The organism is Mesorhizobium sp. M1088 (assembly GCF_040318575.1).
In the GTDB taxonomy this organism is placed as follows: Bacteria; Pseudomonadota; Alphaproteobacteria; order Rhizobiales; family Rhizobiaceae; genus Mesorhizobium.
The window spans coordinates 74,781-90,462 of sequence record NZ_JAMYMO010000020.1 but is presented as its reverse complement, the minus strand read 5'-3'; the positions used below and the strand labels follow the sequence as shown (position 1 = coordinate 90,462).

At 64.3% G+C, this 15,682-nt stretch carries 15 protein-coding genes; 6 read left to right on the top strand and 9 right to left on the bottom strand.

The features are described from left to right. Positions 1–369: 369 nt before the first annotated feature. The 3 genes from NKH49_RS21720 to NKH49_RS21710 form a co-directional block, all read right to left on the bottom strand. The gene (locus tag NKH49_RS21720; RefSeq protein ID WP_352500826.1) at positions 370–1,392 is read right to left on the bottom strand and encodes an IS110 family RNA-guided transposase; all 1,023 of its coding nucleotides are present in this window, start codon (positions 1,390–1,392) and stop codon (positions 370–372) included. A gap of 269 nt (positions 1,393–1,661) precedes the next feature. Further along, positions 1,662–3,071, bottom strand: coding sequence for an ATP-binding protein (locus NKH49_RS21715; RefSeq protein WP_352540994.1), 1,410 nt, complete (start codon positions 3,069–3,071; stop codon positions 1,662–1,664). Next, positions 3,068–3,784 carry a response regulator gene (locus NKH49_RS21710; RefSeq protein WP_352469721.1) on the bottom strand — a complete coding sequence of 239 codons (717 nt, stop codon included), beginning with the start codon at positions 3,782–3,784 and terminating at the stop codon, positions 3,068–3,070. The genes NKH49_RS21715 and NKH49_RS21710 overlap by 4 nt, the downstream gene beginning before the upstream one ends. A 237-nt stretch (positions 3,785–4,021) precedes the next feature. On the opposite strand from NKH49_RS21710, the gene NKH49_RS21705 reads away from it, so the two are divergent. The 3 genes from NKH49_RS21705 (at position 4,022) to clpS (ending at position 5,182) form a co-directional block, all read left to right on the top strand. Next, the gene (locus tag NKH49_RS21705) at positions 4,022–4,366 is read left to right on the top strand and encodes a hypothetical protein (protein WP_352469825.1); all 345 of its coding nucleotides are present in this window, start codon (positions 4,022–4,024) and stop codon (positions 4,364–4,366) included. Between the two features lie 36 nt (positions 4,367–4,402). Further along, on the top strand, positions 4,403–4,618 hold the full coding sequence (locus NKH49_RS21700) for a hypothetical protein (RefSeq protein WP_352450529.1): 216 nt from the start codon (positions 4,403–4,405) through the stop codon (positions 4,616–4,618). 258 nt (positions 4,619–4,876) lie between these two features. Continuing rightward, on the top strand, positions 4,877–5,182 hold the full coding sequence (clpS, locus tag NKH49_RS21695) for an ATP-dependent Clp protease adapter ClpS (protein WP_352540995.1): 306 nt from the start codon (positions 4,877–4,879) through the stop codon (positions 5,180–5,182). A 172-nt stretch (positions 5,183–5,354) separates the two neighbouring features. Here clpS and NKH49_RS21690 read toward each other — a convergent pair whose 3' ends face one another. The 4 genes from NKH49_RS21690 to NKH49_RS21675 are packed head-to-tail and all read right to left on the bottom strand — an operon-like array spanning position 5,355 to position 12,180. Beyond that, a complete protein-coding gene (locus tag NKH49_RS21690) occupies positions 5,355–7,439 on the bottom strand; it encodes a hypothetical protein (RefSeq protein ID WP_352927783.1) in 2,085 nt (694 codons plus the stop codon). Positions 7,440–7,442: 3 nt separating this feature from the next. Next, entirely contained in the window at positions 7,443–10,265 is a 2,823-nt protein-coding gene (locus tag NKH49_RS21685) for a DUF4159 domain-containing protein (protein WP_352819910.1), read from the bottom strand. Then, positions 10,262–11,176: a DUF58 domain-containing protein gene (locus NKH49_RS21680; protein ID WP_352833412.1), complete on the bottom strand. Its 915-nt coding sequence runs from the start codon at positions 11,174–11,176 to the stop codon at positions 10,262–10,264. The genes NKH49_RS21685 and NKH49_RS21680 overlap by 4 nt, the downstream gene beginning before the upstream one ends. Next, a complete protein-coding gene (locus NKH49_RS21675) occupies positions 11,176–12,180 on the bottom strand; it encodes an AAA family ATPase (RefSeq protein WP_352450525.1) in 1,005 nt (334 codons plus the stop codon). The genes NKH49_RS21680 and NKH49_RS21675 overlap by 1 nt, the downstream gene beginning before the upstream one ends. 144 nt (positions 12,181–12,324) lie before the next feature. On the opposite strand from NKH49_RS21675, the gene NKH49_RS21670 reads away from it, so the two are divergent. From NKH49_RS21670 to NKH49_RS21660, 3 genes are read left to right on the top strand one after another with little or no spacing between them, the layout of a single operon-like run. Beyond that, positions 12,325–12,954, top strand: coding sequence for a DUF1285 domain-containing protein (locus tag NKH49_RS21670; protein ID WP_352469826.1), 630 nt, complete (start codon positions 12,325–12,327; stop codon positions 12,952–12,954). Between the two features lie 13 nt (positions 12,955–12,967). Further along, positions 12,968–13,600: a CoA pyrophosphatase gene (locus tag NKH49_RS21665; RefSeq protein WP_352469827.1), complete on the top strand. Its 633-nt coding sequence runs from the start codon at positions 12,968–12,970 to the stop codon at positions 13,598–13,600. Beyond that, entirely contained in the window at positions 13,597–14,865 is a 1,269-nt protein-coding gene (locus tag NKH49_RS21660; protein ID WP_352927780.1) for a CCA tRNA nucleotidyltransferase, read from the top strand. Before NKH49_RS21665 ends, NKH49_RS21660 begins: the two co-directional genes overlap by 4 nt. Before the next feature lie 3 nt (positions 14,866–14,868). Here the strand turns inward: NKH49_RS21660 and NKH49_RS21655 are convergent, their stop codons facing one another. Then, positions 14,869–15,054, bottom strand: a complete 186-nt coding sequence (locus NKH49_RS21655; RefSeq protein WP_023679490.1) for a DUF1059 domain-containing protein — start codon at positions 15,052–15,054, stop codon at positions 14,869–14,871. A gap of 280 nt (positions 15,055–15,334) precedes the next feature. Next, complete coding sequence (locus tag NKH49_RS21650; protein WP_352541000.1) at positions 15,335–15,595, bottom strand: DUF1344 domain-containing protein; 261 nt, start codon at positions 15,593–15,595, stop codon at positions 15,335–15,337. Positions 15,596–15,682 lie beyond the last annotated feature (87 nt).

Sequence of the window (15,682 nt, the reverse complement as noted above, 5' to 3'; positions counted from 1 at the left end):
CACGGGAATCGGTGATCGCAACGTCACCACCGTGCCATGGCCGCTCGCCCCTCAGAGCAAGCCCCGTTCTCTCTCCAAAACTTTTTGCAGAACCTTCAGCACATCTGTGGACGCCCCCGTGAGCGCAAGAAGAATCTTCGAAAGGCAGTATAGCGGCGCGTAGTCGGGTGCTGACATCTGTCCGGCCTCTGATGCGGCCTTCCATTTGCCGCCGGCCCGTATGGGAGTTCGCCGATCGGATCCATATCACTACCGCGCGCTCGAAGCGCTCTGTGCTGAACTGGTTTTTCCGATCCGTCTCTCATCGACTGTCGCGCCATACCTCTCCGTGTGACCTTCCTACACCTGCGACGACCTCAGACCGAGCTGCTATGCTGCCACGGCCGGAGCCCTGTAGGTCCCACCTCTTGCCATGAGCGCCCAGACGATGCGGGCCATCTTGTTGGCAAGAGCGACGACCACAAGCATTGGCGGCTTGCGGGCGAGCATGCGCCCAAGCCACGATCCTTCCCGAATGCCTCGCCGACGAGCATGACGCACGACAGCGCTCGCTCCGATGATAAGCAGGCGCCGCAATGTACGCTCGCCCATCTTCGATGTTGCACCGAGCTTCTGTTTACCGCCGGTTGAGCGTTGCAGCGGCGTCAGGCCCAGCCAAGCGGCGAAGTCGCGCCCCTTTCGGAAGATTGCGGCGCAAGGCGCCAGTGCAACCAGAGCCGTTGCCGTTATCGGACCAACGCCGGGGATTGTTGCCAACCGCCGCACGTCTTCATCCTCTCGGGCACGCCGTGCAATCTCGGCATCGAGCTGCTTGATCCTTTCCTCCAGCGATCTCAGCGTATCGACCAGCACGGTGAGGGCCAGGCGGGCTGCTTCTGGCAGATCGCCCTCAGGATCCTCTACCTTTTCCATCAGCTTGGCAGTATGTGAAGGGCCCTGGGCAACGACCAGTCCATATTCTGCAAGATGGCCGCGCAAGGCGTTGATCGTCTGGGTGCGCTGCCGCACCAGCAGATCACGAGCCCGGAATACGGCCGCACTCGCCTGCTCCTCCTCACTCTTCACGGCGACAAAGCGCATGGTCGGCCGCTGCGCGGCCTCGCAGATCGCCTCGGCATCGGCGGCGTCGTTCTTCTGCCGCTTCACGAAAGGCTTCACATAGGATGGCGGGATCAGACGAACGGTGTGCCCGAGCTTGCCGATCTCGCGCGCCCAGTGATGCGCCCCAGAACAGGCCTCCATGGCGACCAAGCAGGCCGGCTGCCCAGCGAGAAACGCAAGCACCTTGTCGCGTCGCAGTTGCTTGCGGAAAACAATGGCGCCCGCCGCATCGGCTCCATGCGCCTGAAACACATTCTTCGCTAGGTCCAATCCGATCGTGTTAACTTCCATTGTGGACGCTCCCTCTCTTACGGTGGCTGTCAAACACCACCATTCTGGCACATCGATGCCGTCGAGGGGGCGTCCACCCCATCACTATCCTGTCCTGTCGGACATCTCTCCCACTTGGGGGGAGATCGGCGGCTTCGCGGACGGCTCTCACATTCCAACGTTTGTAATTGGCGAAATCGGCGATGACGGCCAATCTCCCCACCTGTGGAGGAGGTGTCCAGCAGAACAGAGGGGGCGCGAAGGAACGCCGGCTTAGCCCGATACGCAAGCTAAACCGCCAGCGGCAGGCGCAGCTCCGTCATCAGGCCGCCATCGGGATGGTTGGACAGGCTGACTTCGCCGCCGGCGCTACGGGCGATGTTGCGGGCGATGGTCAAGCCGAGGCCGAGGCCGCCGGTCTGACGGCTGCGCGACTGTTCCAGGCGCACGAACGAGCCGAACACGGCGTCGAGCTCGGCTTGCGGGATGCCCGGACCCTCGTCATGGATCGCCAGCGTGATTGTCTTGCCTGATTGACGCAGGCTGAGATGCGCCCTCTTGCCATAGGTCACCGCGTTCTGGACGAGGTTGGTGACACAGCGCCGTAGCGCGACCGGCTGCGCGACGCAGATCAGGCCGCGCGAGCGCGCGTCCTCATTGTCGAAGGAGACCTCGTCGAAGCCGTCGGCGATCGATTCTACCAGCGACCAGAAATCGATCCTCTCGCTCTTCTCCTCGGTCACCTCGAAAGTGGCGAAGTCGATGACCGAGCTGGCAATGCCTTCGATGTCGGCGAGGTCGTGCGCCAGTGCGGCGCGCACGGACGAATTCCTCAGCAGTTCGAGGCGCAGCCGCATCCTGGTCAACGGCGTGCGCAGGTCGTGCGCCAGTGCGGCGGCAAGATGCTCGCGGTCCTCGACGTAGGCGCGCAGTCTTGCCTGCATGGCATTGACCGCCTTTGCCGCGGTACGCACCTCGCGGCTGCCGCTCTCGGCGATCGGCGGGCTCTTCAGGTCCTCGCCGATCCGCTTCACCGCGGTCTCCATCATCCGGTAGGGCGCCGTCAGCCGGCGCAGCGACCAGATCGAGGAAGCCACCACCAGCCCGGCGATCAAGGCATAGAGTGGCAGGCTATCGAAGCTCAGTATCGGCCCGGCCGGCGTGTTCGGCTCGGTGAAGTTCAGCCATTGGCCGTCGGCAAAGCGAAGCGAAGCGGTCAGCTTGTCGCTCTGGGCGAAATCGGCCGCCAGCACCAGCAGGTCGCGCTCGACCTGGCCAATATCGGGACCGGCGACCGTCCCGCCGGGAGCGTCGGCTTCGTGCGTTGCCGGGTCGCGGCGGACCCGCGCGTCGGTGATGCCGAACTTCGATAGCCGGCCGACCAATATGTCCTCCAATTCGGCCAGCTCGTCGTCGCCGGCTATCGAGGAAGTAACGGCGGGCGTGTTGGAAACGGTGAGCGCATAAGTGGCGTTGAACAGGCCGGAGGCCGTCGCCTTGCGCTGTTCGGGGGTGGCGTCATGCATCAGCTGTACCAGCGAGAAGGCGCGGTCGTTCAGCCGGTAGAGATCGACGACGTCATTGGCGGCGGCACGGTCGCGCGAAACGATGTAGAGGGTCGCGATCTGGCTGATCAGCAGGCCGGCTATGACGATGAGCAGCACCCAGACCGGCAGTGTTTGCGGCAGAATACGTCTCATTCGGCGGTCGTCTCAGGCAGGAACTGGTAGCCGCCGCTGCGCACAGTCAAGATCAGCTTCGGCGTTTTCGGGTCATCCTCCATCTTGCGCCGCAGCCGGCTGACCAGAATGTCCACGCTGCGGTCGAAACTGTAGCCGCTGTCGCCGCCGGACAGCTCGATCAGCTGCTCGCGGCTCAGTACGCGTTGCGCGCTCTTGACGAAGGTCTGCAGTAGATTGAATTCGGCCATCGTCAGCTCGATCCTGACGTCGCCGGGCGCCATCAGCCGGCGGCGCGAACAGTCCATCGTCCAGCCGGCGAAATGGTAGATCTGCCGCGAGGCCGCGCGTCGCGGTTCGGCGGCGCCATTGCGTCTCAAGACGGCACGAATGCGTGCGAGCAGCTCGCGCGGATCGAAGGGTTTCGGCACGTAGTCGTCGGCGCCCATCTCCAGCCCAACCACGCGGTCGGTAGTTTCGGTAACCGCGGTCAGCATGATGATCGGCGTCGAATAATTGGCGCGCAACTCGCGGCAGAGCTCCAGCCCGCTCTTGCCGGGCAGCATGACGTCCAGGACGATCAGGTCGACCTGGGCGCGGCGCAGGATGGTCTCCATCTCGGTGCCGTCGGCGGCGACCGATGTATGCAGCCCTCGCTTCTGGAAAAATTCCTGAAGCAGGTCGCGAATGCCCTTGTCGTCGTCGACGATCAGTATGTGGGGGTCGGATTTCACAGGGAACCTGTCATTTGTGGATCGCCCAAGCGCTGCTTCGGCTGTCAGCCAGACGATAGAATTCAGGCCATAAGTTGGCCAGTGGAGATCGGCGGCCCGATCCGGGCTGCCCAGAAACAATCCAGAAACAAAATTCTACAATCCGGAAAAACTGTCGAAAAAAATCAAAGGCATAAGTGGTGCCGTGGCGGTCAGGTCATCGGCTGCGACACGCGTTACGGGATTACGGACAGACCAATGCAAAGGTTCTCGATCAGTCTGATGGGTGCGTTGCTTTCCATTTCGCTCGTCACGGTCGCGGTCGAACATGCCGATGCAAAACTGGCCGATGCGAAGGTGGCCAATGCAAAGGCGGCTGATGCAAAGGTGGCGACCACCCGCAGCGAGCGTTGCATCGATCTGAACCGCCAGTTTGACGAAGCCCTCGAAACCCATGCCGCGGCAACGCAGGTCACCGCGGCGAAAGCACTTCAAAGAAAGGGAAACCGGTTCTGCGCCAACAAGAAACAGGCACAGGGAATCCGGATGCTCGCGAACGCTTTGAAGCTGCTTGGAGTGACACCGATCGATCCCGTTCAGTGACACTCAATCCGATCTGCACAAAAAGGAAGTGAAGCCATGAAAAAGTCCCTCCTCTCCGCCCTCGGTCTCGCCATCGCGCTGGCCGTCTCGATGCCGGTTCTCGGCGCCAGCAGCGCCAATGCCGCGACCACCACCCCGGCTGCGACGACAACGACGACCGCTGCGCCGGCCAAGGCCGTGAAGAAGGTCGCTGCCAAGAAGACCGTCAAGAAGCACAAGAAGCACGCGGTCAAGGCAGCTCCGAAGGCCTGATCAAGCGACATCTTTCTACCCTATGAGAAGACCGCTCCAGTTGCGATTTGCCTGGAGCGGTCGTCTTTTTTGTTGCGTGCATACAATAGGGCCAGTCCCGGCCCACACCGCCCAGGTGAACGCCAGCCGGCAGTTCCCACATCGGTACGGATTTGTGAACTGCGCTCGCCGGCAAGCCGATCGCGCGCGGTTGAATGGACGACCGCTTTTGCCCATGTCAAAATGACCGCAAAGCTGTCGTACGCAATTGCCGGTCCAATGCCTGAAATCACGACAAAACCCCGTACCAGCACGAAGCCGAAGGTCGAACGGCCGAAGCTCTACAAGGTCATCCTGGTCAATGACGATTTCACGCCGCGCGAGTTCGTCGTGACGGTGCTGAAGTCCGAGTTCAAGCTCAGCGAAGACCAGGCGCATAGGATAATGATCACCGCGCACCGGCGCGGCGTCTGCGTTGTCGCCGTCTTCACCAGGGATGTCGCCGAGACCAAGGCGGCGCGGGCAACCGATGCCGGCAAGGCCAAGGGCTACCCGCTGATGTTCACGACGGAGCCGGAGGAGTAGGGCGGTTCGCTTTCTTCCTTCTCCTCTTGTGGGAGAAGGTGGCCGAGCGAAGCTCGGTCGGATGAGGGGTGTTCCAGCTTGGCAAGGACGGCACTCCGTCCAGCACCCCTCAACCGTCTTGGCGCTGCGCGCCAATCCACCTTCTCCCACAAGGGGAGAAGGATAAACCGCGTTACCGCCCTTCGCGGTACCACATCGAGCCCATCGCCAGAAGCAGCAGGCCGAGGCCGAGGAAGCCGCCGAACAGCGGCACGCGCGAGACGGCCTTGAGTACGCTGTCGTCGGTGGTGCGCAGGCCGATCCAGTCATCGCCGGAGGCAGCGCCCGAGGAACGGACCGGGACTACGGATGGCAGCGTGACGGTGCTGGTGAGAGTGCCAAGTGCTGAGGCCGGCGCCAGCCGGCGAACGCTGCCGCCGGTTGCCTCAGCCGGTGGTTTCAGCTGGTTCTCGGTGGAGACGACGTCGGTGAATTCCGGGGCGTTGACCGGCCCGACATGGGCCAATGCCGTCAGGTCGCCATTGCCGACCTGATAGAGACCGATTTCGTTGGTCTCGACGCTGCCGAGGAAGACGCCTGGTTCGGATTTCTCGAGCCTGACGATCAGTGCCTTGCCGGACGGCGTGATGACTTGCGCCGGGCCGGGGTCGTCGCTCATCGTCTGGCGGCGGATTTCAAGCACCATGCCGCGGCCGTCGGCGGTCAGCCGCTCTTCCTCGAGTTCGGGCTCCTTCATCAGCCAGTGGGCGATGCGCCGGTAAAGCTGGACATGGGGGCCGCCGCCCTCGAAGCCGCGCGCCCACAGCCAGCCCTGGTCGGACAGAAGCATGCCGACGCGGCCTTCGCCCTTGCGGTCGAGCAGCAGCAGCGGCCGGTTGTCGGCGCCCTTCATCACCACCTCGCCCTCGGGGTTCTCGACGCCGATGGTGCGGAACCAGCGGCTCCAGTGCGGCGGCTCGGTCGCGGAGCCGTCGAGCCCGCGCGTTACCGGATGACGCTGGCCGGTATCGGTGAGGCGCGGATAGAAGGCCTTGTCGATGACCTCGCCGGTCGGCAGTGCCGGCAGCGCCGACATCAGCGGCGTGCGGGCGATCGAGCTTTCGCCGGCATATTCGGGGCCCGCCGCGATCAGCAGCGCGCCGCCCTTTTCGACATATTCGGAGATATAGTCGTAATAGAGGATCGGCAGTACGTCGCGGTGCTGATAGCGGTCGAAGATGATCAGGTCGAAATCCTTGATCTTCTCGACGAACAGCTCGCGCGTCGGGAAGGCGATCAGCGACAATTCGTTTATCGGCGTGCCGTCCTGCTTTTCCGGCGGGCGCAGGATGGTGAAGTGCACGAGGTCCACCGAAGCGTCGGATTTCAGCAAATTGCGCCAGGTGCGCTCGCCCGCATGCGGTTCGCCGGAAACGAGCAATACGCGCAGATTTTCGCGAATGCCGTCGATCAGCGCGATGGCGCGGTTGTTGGTGTCGGTGAGTTCGCCCGGCTCGTGGTTGATGGCGAGTTCGACAATGTTGCGCCCGGCGCTGGGAATGGTCACCTGCAGCGGCATCGCCTGGCCGATGTTGGCGTGCTCGACCGATACCTGCTCGCCATTGACCGATACGCGGACATCGACCGGGCCGGTTTCGTTGTTGGTGGCGATCACGCGATAGGTCATGTCGAGCGGCTTGCCGACGAGGCCGAAGCGCGGCGCATTCTCGAAGCGAATGCGACGGTCCTTTTCATGCTCGTTGCCGGTAATCAGCGCGTGCAGCGGGGCATTGAAATCGGGTGCGCCGGACGGCGCGTCATGCACCTCGCCATCGGTGATCATGATGGCGCCGCCGATGCGCGATGGCGGCACGTCGCGGAAAGCATTTTCGAGCGAGGAAAACAACCGCGTCTCGGTGCGCTCGTCAGCGGCTTCGGACTTGCCGGCTTCGACGACACGGACGTCGAACTGCTTGAAGCGGCCGAGACGCTGCTGAAGCCCGGCCAACGCCGCGTCAGTCTGCTTGGTGCGGTCGCCGATATCCTGGCTCTGACTGCGATCGACGACGACGGCGACAATGCTTTTCAGCGGCTCACGTTCTTCGTCGAGGAACACCGGATTGAGCAGCGCCGCCGCCAGGGCAATCAGGGCTGCCAGGCGGAAGACCGCGCCGCGCTGGCGAAACCAAAGGCCGACCAGCGCCAGCAGCAGCGGCACCAGAACCACTGCGAGCAGTGGCCAGGTGATGAGCGGTTCGAAGGAGAGCGACCAGTTCATAGTCTACTGCCCCAGCCGTTCGAGCAGCACCGGGACGTGCACCTGATCGGATTTGTAGTTGCCGGTCAGCATGTACATCATGATGTTGACGCCGGCACGCAGCGCATAGATGCGCTGCATCGGATCCGAAGGCACCGTCGGCAATAGCGGGTCGCCATTCTCGTCGACGGCCCAGGCGCCGGCGAAATCATTGGCGGTGATCATGATCGGCGAAACGCCGTCGCCGGTGCGCACCGGGCGGTTCTCGGTGTTGCTGGCTTCGAGCGATGCCTCGACCCAAAGCGGGCTGCCGGCAAAACGGCCAGGAAACTCCGGAAGGATGTAGAAGGATTTGGTCAGCACGTGGTCCGACGGCACCGGCTCCAGCGGTGGCACGTTGAGGTTGCCGAGGATGTCGCGCAGCCGCTCCGTCGCCGGGCTGGTCGAATCCGCACCAATGCCATTGGCGAACTGGTCGCGGGTGTCGAACAAGACCGTTCCGCCCTGCTGCATGTAGGCGTCGATGCGGGCGATGGCGGCTTCGCTGGGCATCGGGGCCGAGGGATCGATCGGCCAGTAGATCAGCGGATAGAAGGAAAGTTCGTCCTTCGAGATGTCGACGCCGGCCGGTGCTCCGGGTTCGAGCGCGGTTTTTTCGATAAGAAAGCGGGTCAGGCCTTCGAGCCCGGCGCGGCTGATCGAATCGACACCCGGCTCGCCGGTCAGCACATAGGCGATCCGGGTCTTTGAAATGTCCCCGATCGCCTCCGTATCTCCCGGTTTGGCGTCGTCGGCGCGCGCGACGTCCGCGTGGCCAATCAAAGCGCCGAGCGCAATCAGCAGGACGGCTGCCGTGGCCGCAGCGCCGGCACGGCGCGGCCGGCGCGACAACAGGCCCCCCATCCAGAATACGGCAAGCGTGTCGAGCACCATCAGCACCAGAGCGGCCGTGACAAGCGGACCTTTGAGGTTGTGCTGCTCGTCGAAGGCATACTGGATGGTGGTGACCGGTACGGTGATTTCAGGCCGGGTCAGCGGCGTGAATGCGCTGTCGCCACCGAGCAGATTGTGAGCGAACACTCCCGTCTCCGAGCCGTAGAGGCCGGGCGGGTTTTCCAGCGTCACCGGCAGCGGGCCGGCGCCGGGCACCAGCGGCCTGGCATCCGGCGTCGGCGGCACCAGCGTGCCGTCGGCAGCGATCATGCGATAGGGTGCCAGCGACGTGGCGGCTGCCTCGGCATTGGCGACCGCCGAGCCCTGGTTGCGCGACAATTGCACGATGCGCCGCAGCATCTCGACGAAGCTGCCGGAGATCGGCAGGTTGGACCACGTCGCCTCGGGGGTGACGTGGAACAGTACGAGGGTGCCCTTGTCCTTCTTCATCCCGGTCACCAGCGGCGTACCGTCGGCAAGCGTGGCCCAGGTGCGCTCGACAATGTCGGGCGTCGGCTCGGCCAGCACCTGCCTGGTAACGGTGACCTCGGTCGGCGGCGCGAGGTCGGCGAAGGGACCGGTTTTCGGGAATTCGGTGACCGGCTGCGGCGCCGTCCATGACAGCGCGCCGCCAAGCGATCGCTCGCCGGTGCGCAGCCGGACCGGCAGCAGATCGTCGTCATTGCCGGCAGCGGCCAGCCGCGAACCGGCAAAACGCACCAGCGTGCCGCCCTTGTCGACCCAGTCGACCAGCCTCTGCCGCGCCTGTTCCGGAATGGTGCCGACATCAGCCATGACGATCATCGCCGGTTTCTGGTCGAGCAGTTGCGGGATGGCGTCGGCGAGATCGACGCTCGACGGCTCGACGAGATCGGCGAAGGGCTGCAGGGCGCGGCGAATGTAGTAGAGCGGCGACAGCAGCGGTTGCGCCTGATCAGCCTCGGACTGCGACAGCAGCCCGACGCGGCGGCGTTTTGAGCTCTCATCGAGCACGCGGACGGCACCGGCCTGGCGCTCGCCATCGAGCGCGATGTAGGCGAAGTCGTTGCGCAGTTCGAACGGCACCGCCATCGTGCCGGTTGCGGTGGTTCCGCCCGGGGCAAAGGTCAGCGTCGCGTCGGCAATGCGGCGCCCCTTGTCGTCGAACGCGCCGGCCGTCACCTGTGCAGGTGCCGGATCGCCCGGTGCGCGGATGGCGGTCAGGGCGAAGCCGTCGACCTGGTTGTCGGCGCCGGTCAGGCCGGTCAGCGACAGCCGGTCGGAGACGGCCCAGACGACACGTGCCGCGTTCTTTGACAACAACGTGTTGAAGGCGGCTTCGTCGCCTTGCGCCGCCAAGCCATCGGCGAGCACTGCGACGCTTGCGCCCGGCAGCGACTCCAGGGCTGACGCGACGCGGGCGTAGACGGCGGGGCGGTCGGTCGGGATCGGCCGCGGCTTTGCCGCGCGCAGCCGGTCGAGCGCGGCAGCGGCATCGAAGGGACCGATCTCGGCATTCGGCTTCTCGGCGGTGAAAGCGATGAGCACCGGCACGCCGTTCGAATTGGCATCGGCGATCAGCCGCTCGGCGGTGGCGACCCGCTTGCCCCAGTCGGCGGCACTTGCCCAGTCATTGTCGATCACCAGCGCCAGGGCGGCGCCTTCGGCCGGCAGCTTTTCGCGCGGGTTGAAGACGGGTTCGGCAAGTGCTGCCACGACAAGCGCGGCCATCAGCAGCCTGAGCAGCGTCAGCCACCAAGGGCTCTGCTGCGGCGTTTCTTCGCGCCTCAGCACGCGGGCGAGAATCCTGAGCGGCGGAAACACCTCGGCTTGCGGCCTGGGCGGGGTCAGCCGCAGAAGCCACCAGATCACCGGCAGCGCCAGCAGGCCCCACAGCACCATCGGCGCCCCGAAGGAGAGCGGCAGCCAACTCATGCGCGGGCCCTCCCGGCAAAGCTGCCTTCGGCGGTCATCGCCATGTGGATGCGCACCAGCGCCTCGGAGGCAAGGCGATCGGTATGATTGACGGTAAAGCTCCAGCCACGCCGTTTGCACCAGGCGGCGAGTTCCTGGCGGCGGGCGGCATAAAGCAGGCGATATTCCTCGCCCAGCATTTCGGCGCGGCCGGCGGTCAGCTTGTCGCCGGTCTCAGGATCGGTGAATTCGGTGCGCCCGGCATAGGGGAAGCTTTCCTCGGCCGGATCGGCGACCTCGACAAGATGGGCGCGCACGCCGTGGCGGGCGGGAACGTCCAGCCACGCAATAGTGTCCTCGACGGGGTCGAGGAAATCGCTGACGAGGACGATGTCGCAGAACCGACGAATGCCGGATAGGTCGGGCTTTGCCGGCAGGTCGCCGGCGTGCATTAGTTGCGCCGCGATGCGCTCGGCGCCATTGCGGGCGGTGAACGGGTCGGTCAGGCCCGGCCAGGCAATGCGCTCGCCGCTGCGCGACAAAAGCTCGGCCATGGCCAGCGCCAGCACCAGGGCGCGCGATTCCTTGGAAACGCTGGCCCCGGTCGATTTGTAGAGCATGGAAGGCGAGGGATCGGCCCAAAGCCACACCGTGTGGGCAGCCTCCCATTCACGGTCGCGGACATAGGTGTGGTCGTCGCGAGCGGAACGGCGCCAGTCAATGCGCGAGGAATCGCCTTCGACGTAGGGCCGGAACTGCCAGAAATTCTCGCCGATACCGCGCTTGCGGCGGCCATGCCAGCCGGCAATTACCGTGTTGACGATGCGGCGCGCCTCGACCAGCAGGTCCGGCACCAACGAAGCCCGCAACCGGCCTCTGGCGAGCGCATCGCGCGTCGCTGCCGGTGCCTGCGCTTCACCGATGCGCGCCATCAAATCCCTTTCGCGAGCTTCGCCACAACATCGCGAACCGTGGTGCCCTCGGCGCGGGCGGCGAAGGTCAGCGCCATGCGGTGCTGCAGCACCGGCTCGGCGAGCGCGCGGACGTCGTCGACCGACGGCGCCAGCCGGCCATCGTAGAGGGCGCGGGCGCGGGTGCACAGCGTCAGCGCCTGACTGGCGCGCGGGCCTGGGCCCCAGGCGACGTGCTTGTCGGTATCGGCGTTGCCCTGGCCGGGGCGCGCTGAGCGCACCAGCTTGAGGATCGCCTCGACGACGCTTTCCGGCACCGGCATACGGCGGATGAGCGTCTGGATGTCCTTCAGCCGCGCCGGCTGCAGCACGTTTTCAGCCTTGGCATCCTCGATACCGGTGGTCTCCAGCAGGATGCGGCGCTCCGCCTCGATCTCGGGGTAGAGGATATCGACCTGCATCAGGAAGCGGTCGAGCTGCGCTTCCGGCAGCGGATAGGTGCCTTCCTGCTCCAGCGGGTTCTGCGTCGCCAGAACGTGGAACGGTGACGGCAGATCATGGCGCACGCCGGCAATGGTGACGTGGTATTCCTGCATCGACTGCAGCAGCGCCGACTGGGTGCGTGGCGAGGCGCGGTTGATCTCGTCTGCCATCAGCAGTTGCGCAAAGATCGGCCCGGAAATGAAGCGGAAGGAGCGCTTGCCGAATTCATCCTGCTCCATCACTTCCGAGCCGAGAATGTCGGATGGCATCAGGTCGGGCGTGAACTGGATGCGGCGCGAATCGAGGCCGAGCACGATGCCCAGCGTTTCGACCAGCTTGGTCTTGGCGAGGCCGGGCACGCCGACCAGCAGTGCATGGCCGCCGGCCAGCAATGCGACGAGCGTGCGCTCGACGACGCTTTCCTGGCCGAAAATGACCCGGCCGACGCCGTCACGGACCCTCGAAATGTCGGCCAGCGCTTTCTCGGCCTGCGCCACCATGTCCTTTTCGCTGATTGGGCTTTCCTTGATCATAACGCTCATGCAGCATCGATCCTTCTGTTGGAAACACCGCTTGGCACCTTGGTGCCGCAGAGAATGCCGCGATTCGGCTTCGCATGCGCCTGCAATGAACTTAAATCACAGACTTAGGCTGACAAGCGGAACAACAGTGACTATTTCGTGACCATGACGGAAGCCGCCGACCATCGTGAAGAGAGCCTGACGGCCGCGACCGAGGCGCGCGGGCTGGAAGCGCTGGTCTCGCGCGCGACGCGCGCCGGTAAGGGGCCGGCGCCGGTGGAACGCTGGAATCCGGCATTTTGCGGCGATCTCGACATGGAAATCAAGCAGGACGGCACCTGGTTCTATCTGGGAACGCCGATCGGCCGGATGCCGCTGGTGCAGCTTTTTTCCTCAGTGCTGCGCAAGGACGCGGACGGCAGGACTTACCTGGTGACGCCGGTGGAAAAGGTCGGCATCCGCGTCGCCGACGCGCCCTTCATTGCCGTCGAGATGGACGTGTCGGGCGTCGGCGACGGACAAATCATCACCTTTCGCACCAATGTCGGCGACGTGGTCGAGGCTGGGGCGGGACACCCGCTGCGCTTCGTCGATGAGGACGAGACAGGTGGCCTGAAGCCTTATGTGCTGGTGCGCGGGCGGCTGGAGGCGCTGGTGGCACGGCCGGTGATGTACGAGCTGGTCGAGCACGGCGAAGAGATCGACATCGGTGGCAAGAGGATGTTTGCCGTCCGTTCCAAAGGCGAGGTCTATCCAATCATGCCGGCTGAGAAACTGAAACGGCTGAGCGCATGATGGACCGCCTATGATGGATCAGGTGATGCCGTTGCCGTTTTCCGTTGCCGGGTTTCGCCAGCGCGTCGCGGCGCAGCCGCTGGCGCATGCCGGCGACGATTTTGGCGACCACCGCTTCAATCCGGGCCATCCCAGGCTGAAGCTGGCCAAGGCGCTGCGCGATGCCGCCGTGCTGATCCCGGTGGTCGATCATGGCCATGAAGCCACGGTCCTTTTGACCAGGCGGGCGGAAAAGCTGCGCAACCATTCGGGGCAGGTGGCTTTCCCCGGTGGTACCATCGATCAAACCGATGCGAGCCCGGAAGCGGCGGCGTTGCGCGAGACATTCGAGGAGATCGGTCTCGATAGGGATTACATCGAGATCGTCGGCCGTCTGCCGGACTACGTTTCCGGCAGCGGCTATCGCATCGCCCCGGTGCTCGGGATTGTGCGGCCCGGTTTCAGCCTGACGCTGAATTCCGACGAAGTCGATGCCGTCTTCGAGGTGCCGCTGGGCTTTCTGATGGACCCCGCCAACCACACCAGAGACAGTCGCATGTGGAACGACCTCGAATGGTTCTATTACGAGATGCCCTATGGCGACCAGCGCATCTGGGGCGTCACCGCGGGCATCATCCGTACGCTTTATGAAAGGCTCTATTCGTGAGCGATCCAGTGTCGATCGCGGACAAGGCCGGGTGGCTCGGCGAACGCCACCTGCAGCGCCTGCTCGCCGCGCTGACTGATGGCGGCGAGGAGGCGCGTGTCGCCGGCGGTGCGGTGCGCAACGCGCTCATCGGCCAGCCGGTCGCCGACATCGACATCGCCACCACCACGGTGCCCGAGGAAACCATCCGGCGCGCCGAGGCGGCAGGCTTCAAGACGGTACCGACCGGCATCGAGCATGGCACAGTCACCGCGGTCGGCCACGGCAAGGCCTATGAGGTCACCACGCTGCGTGCCGATATCGAAACCGACGGCCGGCGCGCCAAAGTGTCGTTCGGCCGCGACTGGAAAGCCGACGCTGAGCGGCGTGATTTCACCATCAATGCACTCTATGCCGAGGCCGATGGAACGGTCGTCGATCTGGTCGGCGGTATCGCCGATATCGAAGCGCGGAGGCTGCGATTCATCGGCGATCCGGAAGCCCGTATCCGCGAGGATTATCTGCGCATCCTGCGTTTCTTCCGTTTCTTCGCATGGTATGGCGACGGTAGGCCGGATGCCGAAGGGTTGAAGGCTTGTGCTCGGCTGAAGCAGGGGCTCGACCAGCTTTCGGTCGAGCGCGTCTGGTGGGAATTGAAGAAATTGCTGTCAGCGCCAGATCCGTCGCGGGCGCTGCTGTGGATGCGCCAGGCCGGCGTTCTGACCGCCGTTTTGCCGGAAAGCGAGAAATGGGGCATCGATGCCATCCACGGGCTGACCAAGACCGAGAAGGACCTGGCCTGGGCGCCGGACCCGCTGCTCAGGCTGGAATCCATCGTGCCGCCGGATGCCGCGCGCATGAAAACGCTTGCCGAGAGATTGAGGCTTTCCGTGAGCGAAGCAAGCCGGCTGCGGAATTGGGCGATCACGGCTGCCGTCGATCCGAAAACGACCGAAGGAGAGTTGGCGAAAAGGCTTTATTTTGGCGACCGCCAAGGCTTTGTCGACCGGTTGCGGCTGTTGCTCGCTTCCGCTCGAGCCCGCGCGGTCGAAGACAATGACGCACTGCTCGAAGCCGGCGGCTTCTCGCGCCTGCTTGCCTTCGCTGCAAAATGGCAAAACCCTGTTTTTCCGGTCAAGGGCGCCGATCTGACGACGCTTGGCGCATCACCGGGGCCGAAGCTTGGTGCAACGTTGAAGAATCTCGAAAAGGAATGGGTCGAGTCCGGTTTTGCGCTTGATCGCGGCGCGCTGCTCAAGCGCGCCGCGGAGGCACTCGAATCCTGACCGTCACGCTGCGTCGCGGACCTTTTCGATGCGCGAGCGGATCGCCTCGATCATCGTCTCGCGGATCACCGTCTCGCCGTGCGTCTCGCGCAGATGCTCGACGGCACGGCGCATGACCTCAGCCTCCTCCTCGGCGCGTGTGTGCCACTCGCAGCCGGGTACGAGCGACCCGCAATGGAATTCCTTCATCGGCTTCTCCTCATCTCCTCCTTGGAGCGCCGCACAGCGCACTGACACGGAAGCTCCAGACCTTTGATTGCGCGATCCGGAAACCGCGTACGGAATCCGGGCTACACGCTGGCCAGCTAAGCATAACACGATCGAACCGTTTTGGTTGCCTTAGAGTGCCGTGCGTCCAAGCCGACACGCGGCCCTCTAGTGATCGGGTTGCGAAAAGGCGGAGCATCGCTGCTCCGCCCTCTTACGCCATCCAGGAGCAAGACCTCGTCTTGCTCCAGCGGGCAGGACATCACTTCACGATCTTGACTGCCTCGGCAATTTTATCCTTGCCGCTCATATCCCACGTGACGCGGACCTTTTCGCCGACCTTCAGGCCAGGATCCTTGAAGGTCTGGGGCAACGTAAAGGTGGCTCCGTTATCCAGAACTAGGCTCATCGCCGTTCCATCAAAGCTTTTGATCGTGCCGGTGGTGTGTTTGACCGCAGCGAATGCGGCAGTACCAGAGGCGAGAACGGCAGTGGCGGCTGCGGTCATAATAAGCTTGCGCATGGCATGCTCTCCTGGAAAATACGGGCACCGCTTGGGAAAGGTGCCCGATTCAATCATGGGCCGTCCGGTCACGTCGGGTCGCGGCTC

What these genes read in the sequence shown, in the direction of transcription:
- NKH49_RS21720 (WP_352500826.1), bottom strand. Translation starts at nt 1,392, where the DNA reads ATGGAAGTTAACACGATCGGATTGGACCTAGCGAAGAATGTGTTTCAG.
- NKH49_RS21715 (WP_352540994.1), bottom strand. Translation starts at nt 3,071, where the DNA reads ATGAGACGTATTCTGCCGCAAACACTGCCGGTCTGGGTGCTGCTCATC.
- NKH49_RS21705 (WP_352469825.1), top strand. Translation starts at nt 4,022, where the DNA reads ATGCAAAGGTTCTCGATCAGTCTGATGGGTGCGTTGCTTTCCATTTCG.
- NKH49_RS21700 (WP_352450529.1), top strand. Translation starts at nt 4,403, where the DNA reads ATGAAAAAGTCCCTCCTCTCCGCCCTCGGTCTCGCCATCGCGCTGGCC.
- clpS (WP_352540995.1), top strand. Translation starts at nt 4,877, where the DNA reads ATGCCTGAAATCACGACAAAACCCCGTACCAGCACGAAGCCGAAGGTC.
- NKH49_RS21690 (WP_352927783.1), bottom strand. Translation starts at nt 7,439, where the DNA reads ATGAACTGGTCGCTCTCCTTCGAACCGCTCATCACCTGGCCACTGCTC.
- NKH49_RS21685 (WP_352819910.1), bottom strand. Translation starts at nt 10,265, where the DNA reads ATGAGTTGGCTGCCGCTCTCCTTCGGGGCGCCGATGGTGCTGTGGGGC.
- NKH49_RS21680 (WP_352833412.1), bottom strand. Translation starts at nt 11,176, where the DNA reads ATGGCGCGCATCGGTGAAGCGCAGGCACCGGCAGCGACGCGCGATGCG.
- NKH49_RS21675 (WP_352450525.1), bottom strand. Translation starts at nt 12,180, where the DNA reads ATGAGCGTTATGATCAAGGAAAGCCCAATCAGCGAAAAGGACATGGTG.
- NKH49_RS21670 (WP_352469826.1), top strand. Translation starts at nt 12,325, where the DNA reads ATGACGGAAGCCGCCGACCATCGTGAAGAGAGCCTGACGGCCGCGACC.
- NKH49_RS21665 (WP_352469827.1), top strand. Translation starts at nt 12,968, where the DNA reads ATGGATCAGGTGATGCCGTTGCCGTTTTCCGTTGCCGGGTTTCGCCAG.
- NKH49_RS21655 (WP_023679490.1), bottom strand. Translation starts at nt 15,054, where the DNA reads ATGAAGGAATTCCATTGCGGGTCGCTCGTACCCGGCTGCGAGTGGCAC.
- NKH49_RS21650 (WP_352541000.1), bottom strand. Translation starts at nt 15,595, where the DNA reads ATGCGCAAGCTTATTATGACCGCAGCCGCCACTGCCGTTCTCGCCTCT.